Raw genomic sequence first — 7,014 nt, forward strand, 5'->3', positions numbered from 1 at the left:
GCCGTCTGAAGTCCACAGACCGTTCCAGATCGAGGAGGAAGATGACCGAGAAGACGGATGCAATCCTTTTCGTTGTGTCGGACTGGGGAGGCTTCCACCCGTCGGCATGGCGTGCCGAGGGGGTCCCGGCCAATCCCCCCATGGATTTCAAGATGATGCGGCGCTTTGTGCAGACCGCCGAGCGAGGAAAGTTTCACGGGCTGTTTCTGGCGGATTCGCCGGCCGTGGGCTTCCTCGGCCAAGAGGTCAGCATCGAGGCGCTCTCCCGAACGGTCAAGGGAGTCCGTGGTCCCGAACCGCTCACGCTGCTCTCAGCGTTGACGGCCCACACCGAGCGCATCGGGCTGCTGGCGACCGCCAGTACGACCTACAGCGAGCCCTACAACGTGGCGCGCATGTTTGCCTCGCTCGACTTCCTGTCCGGAGGGCGCGCTGGATGGAACATCGTTGCCACTGCCTCCACCGCCGCGGCGCTGAACTTCGGACGTGCCGAGCACATGCCCCATGCCGCGCGATACGAGCGTGCGCAGGAGTTCGTTGACGTCGTCACCGGGCTGTGGGACAGCTGGGAGGACGACGCGTTCCTGCATGACAAGAAGTCCGGACGTTTCTTCGACCCGGACAAACTTCATGCGCTGGACTACCGTGGGAAATACCTCTCGGTGGCCGGCCCCTTGAACGCGGCTCGGCCTCCTCAGGGACACCCGGTGATCGTCCAGGCCGGATCCTCGGGTCCCGGACGTGCCTTTGCGGCGCGGAATGCGGAGGTTGTGTTCACGCTGCAGGCAAACCTTGCGGCGGGCAAAGAGTTCTACGCAGAGCTCAAAGAACAGGCCGCTGCGTACGGGCGGGATCCCCGTCACGTCAAGGTCCTGCCAGGACTCACCCTCATTGTCGGGCGTAGCGAGGCCGACGCCAACGAGAAGCTGGCTCGCCTGGATGCGCTGGTGGACGAGGAAGTCGGGAAGGAGATGCTCCGCACCGTACTCGGGAGGGAGTTCAACCTGTCAGGCATCTCGCTTGATGGCCCGATGCCGGAGGTGCCAGAGTCAGAGGTCGTCTCCCAGGGCGCTCAGAGGTTCTTCCTCGACCTGGTCAAGCGAGACAATCTGACCGTTCGCCAGGCGATGCAACTCGCCGCTCGTTTCACGGCGCTTGCGGTCACTCCCACCACAGCGGCGGACCTGATGCAGGAGTGGCTGCAGGCCGGGGCTGCGGACGGCTTCAACATCATGTTCGCCGACGCGATCGACTCGCTCGACGTCTTCGTTGACGAAGTCATTCCGGAACTCCAGCGGCGAGGCCTGTTCCACACTGAATACAGAGGGACGACGCTACGAGAAAGCCTCGGCCTTCCGCGTCCGGCGAATCGCTACGCCGCATCGGCCCGGTGACAGCGGTCGAACGATGGCGTCGCGGTGGCGGACCGGTCGACTTCACGGCCTCTCCACGGAGATGATCAACCGCCCGGACCTGCCGCTGCTGCGCGACAGGGCCGGGACGGCTGGTGGCGGGCCGGGGCTCGCTCCGCGCACGGAGGGCCACCTCAGGTTCTCGGCCAAGACGGGACGGTCCGCGAGGCCGGCCTTGCCGAGGTGGCGTCTACAGAAACTCGACAGATTCCTGCATTTTCTCGCCATGACCCCGCACATGTGGCTTCATAAGCTTGCGGAAACACCGGTCTTTCAGACGGCCTCATGGGTCCGGGAACGGACAGGAGTCACTCGGCCACTGCGAACCGCAGCACATCGACAATCCGAACAGTCCCTGACGGGTCCAACCGGAACGGATTACTCAAGGGATAGGAACACTGACATGAGTGTTGAGACCAGCGATCCGGCGACGCGAGTTCCCACACCCGATCCCCACCTGACTCCCAGTGAAATCGTTGCCAAGGCAACGCAGCTGGTTCCGCTGCTGCGCGAGAGCCAGGCGGACACCGAGAAGCGTGGTCGTTACTCGCCGACAGTGCATAACGAGATCGCCAAGGCCGGCTTGTACAGGATGCTCCAACCGCGCCGTTTCGGTGGCTACGAATCGGACCTGGTCAACTATGTGAAAGCCATGATTGAGATCTCTCGTGGCGACCCCTCGGCCGGGTGGCACGTGTCCGTCACCTCCGGGCATCCGGTGGTAGTTGCCCAGAGCTATGGCGAGCAGGCGCAGGAGGAGATCTTCGGGGACGGCCACTTTGTCGCGCCCATGAGTGGGGCCGCCATGGGCGCCACGATGGAGAAAGTCGACGGCGGCTACGTAGTGAACGGCAAGTTCGGCTTCGCCTCGGGCATCCCGTATGCAACCCACTTCATGGGCTTCCTCCCCGACCCGACCGCCTCCGAGCCGGTTGGTCTTGTCTTCGTCATCCCCAAGGGCGACGGCTACACGATGCTCGAGGACTGGGGCGACCTCATCGGGCTTCGAGGCAGCGGCTCCAACAGCGTCATCGTCAACAACGCGTTCGTACCGGACCATCTCATTGCGAAAAGCACCGTGCTGCAAACGATCGGTGCAGGCGGCAACCAGGGATATCGGATCCATGGGAATCCGCTGTTCGCGACACCGTTCCTGGTGTTGGCTGCCCTGGAGTTCGGTTGCATCCAGGTGGGGGCCGGGCGTGCCGCTCTCGACGAGTTCGAAAGGATCATCTCGCAGCGCAAGGTCATGGGAGGCATGGAGATGCCGCCTCGCTTCCAGGACAAGGACTTCCAGCGCATCTACGGCACTGCGCTCGCCAAGATCGATGCTGCGAACTCGGTCGTGTTGCGGGTGGCCGACGTCATCGGCGAAGCCGTCGCGGCGGCGGTCGAGGGGAGCGACCCGATCACTCCGGAGATCGAGCTCCGGCACTACGGCGAGATGGCGATGGTCTGGCAGCTTGTGTGGGAGGCCGGTGAGCTGTTGTTCCGGGCGGCGAGCTCGTCGGGCTCGAGGGACGGCCAGCCCATGCAGCGGTACTGGCGAGACATGTGTGCGTTCCGGAGCAACGGCATTCACCAGTTCGACTTCCGGGCCTCTGCGGCTGCGCAGGCCCACTTTGAGCAGCCGATCTTCTTCTTCTGAGCAATGCGGGGGATGCGCCGCGCCCCAGGCTGGTCACTTCGCGGCCGATGGGGTCGACGGTCATCAGAAGTCGATCGAAGCCCTGAGCCGCCCGATGGCAGGCATCCGGTGTGAACGTGATCGTCCGGCAGAACCCTTCAGGACGCGACACTCGCGTCGCTTGGAACTCGATGGGAGCGTAACTCGACATGACTCGCTCTTTGAGCGCACCGACGGTGGAGGCGGCCCGAGCGCTCAGGCCCTTGATCCGCGCTGCCCGGCAGGAGATCGACGACGGCCAAACGGTGCCGCGACACCTTGTCGACGCTTTGCGCGACATCGGAATCTGGCGCATGACACAGCCACGGGCCTGGGGCGGGCCGGAGGTCGACCTCGTGAGCCAGTTCGAGATCATCGAGGCACTCGCCGAGGCCGATGGATCGGTCGGTTGGGTCGCCTACATCGGGTCCGCGTCCGGCTACTACACCGCTTACCTCGATGACGCGGCCGGCCGTGAGTTGTACCCGGACCTCGACCTGATCACCGGTGGTTCGCCCCTTCCTCGCGGAACTGCAGTCGCTGTTGACGGCGGGTACCGGTTCACGGGGCAGTGGCCGTTCGGAAGCGGTGTCTGCCACAGCGACTACATGGTCAGCGGCTGCGTAGTCGTTGACGATGACGGCAACCCCAAGGTCGACGCGTCCGGCATTCCGGAGGCGGTGGTCGGATTCCTCCCCGCTTCAGAGGTCAAGATCATCTACAACTGGAACACGCTCGGACTGCGAGGAACCGGCAGCCACGACTATGCGGCTGAAGACGCGTTCGTGCCATCGAAGTGGACATTCAGCCTCGGATCCCCGCTCCGCCGGGCGGGGGCACTGTACTCCATGCCCAACATGCTCCAGTTGGGCCACAGCGCCATTCCCCTGGGCTTGGCTCGCGCCGCCATCGACGAAGCGGGGCAGATACTTCGGTCGAAGACGGCGGTCTTCACGGGCGTGAAACTCGCCGAGAGCGGCATTGTCCGCGACGCGGTCGCCCGCGCTGAGACGATGGTCGAGGCAGCGCGAAGCTTGTGTCTGCAGACCTTCGCGGGCATCACGGACACCATCGAACGTGGCGAGAAGCTCAGTGTCCGGCAGCGCGCGATGTTCCGGCTCGCGATCGCACACGCCCACGAATCCGGCGTCGAAGCGATTCGGCTGGTGACGCGGCACGTCGGGACGGGCGCTGTCCGCACGCCGGGCATCATCGAGCGTGCACTCCGCGACGCCGTGACCGCCGGGCAGCACAACGTCGCGTCACCCGCTGTCTATGAAAGCGCCGGCGCGATGTTCCTGGGTTCGCCGCCTCCACCCATGTTCTGATTCAGTGGCTCATCACGCCGGAGTCGCGTAACGCTGAATGGAACGCGGACCATTTTCGACAGTCGATGTCGGGTAACGGCGCCGCGGCACCCGTGCATTTTCGCTTCTTTCGCGTGGAGATCCGGTGTTTGCCCAGCGATGACAGGACCGGAAGGAGATTCCGATGAGCCGGCGCACACCGCCTGCTGCACCCGTGGCCGAAAAGTCGGTGCCGACCCCGGGAAGCCCCGACCACCCAGATCTACGAAATCGTTTCCGCGAGGTCATGGCGCGGGTTCCGACTCCTGTATCTGTGATCAGCAGCATGGCTGCCGGGCTTCCGTACGGAACGACGGTCAGTGCTTTCGCCTCGCTGTCGATGGCACCCCCCATGGTGCTGGTCTCCCTGGACCGCAACTCGGAGCTCCTCGCTGTGGTCCGTGAGGTCGGTCGGTTCGGCGTCAACGTCCTGGGCGCGCACCAGGCGGACCTGGCGTCGACGTTCGCGAAGAAGGGTGGCCCCGCAAAGTTCTCCGATGCGCCCTGGGAGACCGACCATGAGCTGCCTCGCCTGCCCGGCGCGCCGGGTTGGCTTGCCTGTGAGGTCGCGGCTCTGGTCGATGGCGGTGACCACGTCGTCGCGCTGGGAACCGTCGTCGCCGCGGACACGATCGAGGGACAGCCGCTCACCTACCACAACCGGGTGTTCGGAACCCACGCGGTGTTGCCGGAGGCATGAGCGACGGTGGCCTCCCGCCGCGCGGGCTTACGCACCCAGTGGCTTGCACCGCACGTGGCCTTCCTCGGTGCTGCGGAGCTCGGAAACAAATCGACGAGCGTTGGGCGACCAGAAGCTCTGGAAAGTCTGACGCACAAGCCTGACAGGCGTGGCTGCACGGCCCAGCCCCATCAACGGGACGCCTGCCGACAATTCCGCGAACGTGATGAAGGAGTCTTGGATGCCCGCGAGAACCGGACAGCAGTACCTGGACGGATTGAGGCGCTCGAAGCGCGAGCTCTGGCTCGGCAACGAGCGGGTCGACGACATCGTTGACCATCCCGCACTGAGTGGCGGCGCCAAGTCGATGGCCAGGCTGTACGACATCCAGCATGAGCACCCCGAAGACTGCCTCGTTCCCGATCCCGAGACGGGGGAGCCGATCAATGTCAGCCACATCACGCCACGATCGAAGGAGGATGTACTGCTGCGCGGGCGCGGCATACAGCGGATCGCCGACGCGACGGTCGGGATGATGGGACGGTCACCCGACTACGTGAACTGCTGCTTTGGCGGTTTTGTCGGACAGGCGGAACTGTGGGCGGGGCCTGACAAGAGCAACGAGGAAGGCGCGCACAACCTGGTCTCGTGGCAGAAGAAGGCTCGCCGCGAGGATCTCGCATGCACGCACGCCATCATCAATCCCACCAACGACTACAGCCAGGAACTGCTGGTTACGGGTAAAGCCGCACCTGTGCACAAGGTGAGCGAGACGGCCGACAGCATCGTCGTCCGCGGCGCCAAGGCACTGGGTACGCTCGCGCCGTATGCCGATGAGCTCACTGTCTGGCCGGCGCAGCCGCTGTTCCAAGAGGGTGCCGGGCCCTACGCGTTGTCCTTCGCGATCCCGATGGACACACCAGGCCTGATCTTCCTGTGCCGGGACAGTGCCGCGGCGACGAAGGACAGCGCCTTCGACCGGCCCCTGTCCTCCCGGTTCGACGAGCAGGACGCCTTCGTCATCTTTGACGATGTGGAGATCCCGAAGGAACGCGTCTTCCTCGACGGGCATCGCGACATCTACAACTCGGCGCTGGCGAACGGCTTCTTCCCCAACATGCAGCAGCACACGACGATCCGTGCGCTCACCAAACTGCAGTTCGCCCTGGGGCTGGCCGCACGGATCGCCGAGACGGTCAACGACAGCTCGGACCACACGGTGGACATGCTCGGAGAGCTCTACTGCTATGTGGAGCTCACGCAGAACGCCCTCTCGCTGGCCGAGGAGCACTGCCGCGAGTATCCCGGTGGCGTCGTGTTCCCTGACGACACACCGCTTGATGTGATGCGGGTCATGCTGCCGCAGTGGATGCCGCGGGCGGTCGAGATCATCAAGCTCGTCGGCCGTCACAACCTCTTGGCCACCCCCAGCAAGGCCATGATCGACGATCCGCGTCTGGCCGGGCTGATCGATGTCACGCTCGCCGGCGCGGAGGGCAAGAACGCGGTCGACCGCGTTGCCTTGTACCGCCTGGCGTGGGACTTCGTCGGTTCCTTCCTTGCCGGCCGACACGACCTGTACGAGCGTTTCTACATAGGCAGCGCACGACAGGGCAAGAAGGTGCTGTGGATGAACGCCCAGGGCCAGTTCGCGAAAGGGTACGCGGCGATCGGCGACGGGCAGAAGGCTCGCAGGCGGGCCCCGAGTCGCCGTAGGGCGGATGAACTCGTCGGATCCCTGCTCGCTCGCATGGCGGAGGGGTCGAGTCCTGCCTGAAAGCAGCCGCTTGCGTACTCATGTGCATTCGACGGCACCGGGCACTTCCGCTCGTCAGGGGTGCAGAGCCACGGCCGCTGCGGCGACCAGCTGCAGAAGGCGTCACCTGCCGCTGCGACGGGGAGCGGCAGGTG

5 protein-coding genes are annotated in these 7,014 nt (G+C 64.9%); all 5 read left to right on the forward strand.

Translation table 11 applies throughout. The annotated features are described in order from the left end of the window. Nucleotides 1-41: 41 nt before the first annotated feature. The 5 genes from ABZ646_RS36120 to ABZ646_RS36140 all read left to right on the forward strand — a co-directional run bounded on the left by ABZ646_RS36120 (nt 42) and on the right by ABZ646_RS36140 (nt 6,880). Nucleotides 42-1,394 carry an LLM class flavin-dependent oxidoreductase gene (locus ABZ646_RS36120; RefSeq protein WP_360528715.1) on the forward strand — a complete coding sequence of 451 codons (1,353 nt, stop codon included), beginning with the start codon at nt 42-44 and terminating at the stop codon, nt 1,392-1,394. A 421-nt stretch (nt 1,395-1,815) separates the two neighbouring features. Continuing rightward, the gene (locus ABZ646_RS36125) at nt 1,816-3,060 is read left to right on the forward strand and encodes an acyl-CoA dehydrogenase family protein (protein ID WP_360528718.1); all 1,245 of its coding nucleotides are present in this window, start codon (nt 1,816-1,818) and stop codon (nt 3,058-3,060) included. A 200-nt stretch (nt 3,061-3,260) separates the two neighbouring features. Further along, entirely contained in the window at nt 3,261-4,406 is a 1,146-nt protein-coding gene (locus ABZ646_RS36130) for an acyl-CoA dehydrogenase family protein (protein WP_360528721.1), read from the forward strand. A 163-nt stretch (nt 4,407-4,569) separates the two neighbouring features. Beyond that, nucleotides 4,570-5,124, forward strand: coding sequence for a flavin reductase family protein (locus tag ABZ646_RS36135; protein WP_360528724.1), 555 nt, complete (start codon nt 4,570-4,572; stop codon nt 5,122-5,124). A 220-nt stretch (nt 5,125-5,344) separates the two neighbouring features. Continuing rightward, a complete protein-coding gene (locus ABZ646_RS36140; protein WP_360528727.1) occupies nt 5,345-6,880 on the forward strand; it encodes a 4-hydroxyphenylacetate 3-hydroxylase N-terminal domain-containing protein in 1,536 nt (511 codons plus the stop codon). Nucleotides 6,881-7,014 lie beyond the last annotated feature (134 nt).

Origin of the sequence: Streptomyces sp. NPDC007162 (assembly GCF_040634175.1) — a bacterium.
Classification (GTDB): domain Bacteria; phylum Actinomycetota; class Actinomycetes; order Streptomycetales; family Streptomycetaceae; genus Streptomyces.

Bases quoted from the DNA above. Each gene is read 5' to 3' on its own strand.
- ABZ646_RS36120 (WP_360528715.1), top strand. From the start codon at position 42: ATGACCGAGAAGACGGATGCAATCCTTTTCGTTGTGTCGGACTGGGGA.
- ABZ646_RS36135 (WP_360528724.1), top strand. From the start codon at position 4,570: ATGAGCCGGCGCACACCGCCTGCTGCACCCGTGGCCGAAAAGTCGGTG.
- ABZ646_RS36125 (WP_360528718.1), top strand. From the start codon at position 1,816: ATGAGTGTTGAGACCAGCGATCCGGCGACGCGAGTTCCCACACCCGAT.
- ABZ646_RS36140 (WP_360528727.1), top strand. From the start codon at position 5,345: ATGCCCGCGAGAACCGGACAGCAGTACCTGGACGGATTGAGGCGCTCG.